Origin of the sequence: Streptomyces atriruber (assembly GCF_001418325.1) — a bacterium.
Taxonomy (GTDB): Bacteria; Actinomycetota; Actinomycetes; order Streptomycetales; family Streptomycetaceae; genus Streptomyces; species Streptomyces atriruber.
Genome location: NZ_LIPN01000548.1, coordinates 1 through 1,988, shown reverse-complemented (window position 1 = coordinate 1,988; position 1,988 = coordinate 1). Strand labels below are relative to the sequence as shown.

Here is a 1,988-nt window from a genome sequence, read left to right as displayed (position 1 = left end):
GGCAGGGGCAGGGCGCGTGACTGTGTCGGGATGTGCAACCACCCACCCCGCTCACCCTGCGGTGCGGGGTGAGCGAAGTGGGTGGGTGGGAAGCGCGCGGAGCCGAGCGGCCGGGTGGGGTCAGGCCAGGGCCGTTACCAGGACCGGCGCCACCTGGGTGATCTGCCAGGCGCGTGCGCCGTGCGCCGCCAGCGCCGCGGCAACCGACTCCTGGTCCACCTGAGCCGGAGGCTCCCAGCAGACGCGCCGGACCGTGTCCGGAGTGATCAGGTTCTCCTGCGGCATGCCGATCCGCTCGGCAACCGCGGAAACGGCCGCCCGCGCCGCGGAGAGCCGCGCCGCCGCCGCGGGGTCGCGGTCCGCCCAGGATCGCGGCGGCGGCGGCCCGCTCACCGTCTGCCCCGGCTGGGGCAGCTCGGAGTCGGCCAGCGCCTTCGCGCGGTCGACCGCGGCCTGCCACTGCTCCAGCTGACGCCGTCCCATGCGGTGCCCGAACCCCGTGAGCCCCGCGAGCGCGTGCACATTGGGCGGCAGCGCGAGTGCCGCCTCGACGATCGCCCCGTCGCTGAGCACCTTGCCGGGCGACACGTCCCGCCGCTGGGCGACCTTGTCGCGGGCGGTCCACAGTTCCCGTACGACCGCCATCTGCCGACGCCGCCGCACCTTGTGCATGCCGGACGTCCGGCGCCAGGGGTCCTTGCGGGGCGGCGCGGGCGGCGCGGACGCGATGGCGTCGAACTCCTCGCGGGCCCACTCCAGCTTGCCCTGCCGGTCGAGCTCCTTCTCCAGGGCGTCGCGCAGGTCGACGAGGAGCTCGACGTCGAGCGCGGCGTACCGCAGCCAGGGCTCGGGGAGCGGCCGCGTCGACCAGTCGACGGCGGAGTGGCCCTTCTCCAGGACGTAGCCGAGGACGCTCTCGACCATCGCGCCGAGGCCCACGCGCGGAAACCCGGCGAGGCGGCCGGCGAGCTCCGTGTCGAAGATCCGCGACGGCACCATGCCTATCTCCCGCAGGCACGGCAGATCCTGGGTGGCGGCGTGCAGGACCCACTCGGTGTCGCCGAGGGCCTCGCCGAGCGCGGAGAGGTCGGGGCAGGCGACGGGGTCGACGAGTGCGGTGCCCGCGCCCTCGCGGCGGAGCTGGACGAGATAGGCCCGCTGTCCGTACCGGTAGCCGGACGCGCGCTCGGCGTCGACGGCGACGGGTCCCGTGCCCGCGGCGAAGGCGGCGACGGTCGCGGCGAGGGACTCCTCGTCGGCGATCACCGCCGGAATGCCGTCGCGGGGCTCGAGCAGCGGGGTCGGCGCCGTTTCGACGTCGTCCGGAGGAGCGCCTCCGGTGGTTCGCAGTGAGCTGTCTGCTGCGGTCTCTTGGGCGTCGGTCACCTGTCAAGGGTATCTGTGTATGGACAGCGCCCGTCGACGGAACGTTCCGTCGACGGGCGCTCGGGGGGTGTAAATCAGTCAGTGGATGATGCCGGTGCGCAGCGCGACCGCCACCATCCCGGCCCGGTCACCCGTGCCGAGCTTGCGCGCGATCCGGGCGAGGTGGCTCTTCACGGTCAGGGCGGACAGGCCCATCGAGACGCCGATGGCCTTGTTGGACTGGCCCTCCGCGACCAGGCGCAGCACCTCGACCTCACGGCCGGACAGCTCTCGGTAGCCGCCGGGGTGGCTCGGGGTGCCCGGAGGGCGGCGGTGCATGCGGGCGGCGGCCGAACCGATGGGAGCGGCGCCGGGGCGGGTGGGGAGTCCGACGTTCGTACGGGTGCCGGTGACGACGTAGCCCTTGACGCCGCCCGCGAGGGCGTTGCGGTCGGCACCGATGTCGTCGGCGGCGGAGAGGGCGAGGCCGTTGGGCCAGCCCGCGGCACGGGTTTCGGAGAGGAGCGTCAGGCCGGAGCCGTCGGGGAGGTGGACATCCGCGACGCAGATGTCCCGGGGGTTGCCGATGCGGGGACGAGCCTCCGCGATGGACGAGGCCTCGA

The 1,988-nt window shown here is 74.3% G+C and carries 2 protein-coding genes; both read right to left on the bottom strand.

Features of this window, described 5'->3' with window-relative positions; all coding sequences use genetic code 11:
• Window positions 1-120: 120 nt before the first annotated feature.
• Window positions 121-1,386 (bottom strand): HRDC domain-containing protein, encoded by a 1,266-nt coding sequence (locus tag AOK03_RS38125; RefSeq protein WP_055569947.1) that lies wholly within the window; start codon window positions 1,384-1,386, stop codon window positions 121-123.
• A 78-nt stretch (window positions 1,387-1,464) separates the two neighbouring features.
• On the bottom strand, window positions 1,465-1,988 hold a 524-nt coding region (locus tag AOK03_RS38120; RefSeq protein ID WP_055569946.1), incomplete at its 5' end, for a helix-turn-helix transcriptional regulator.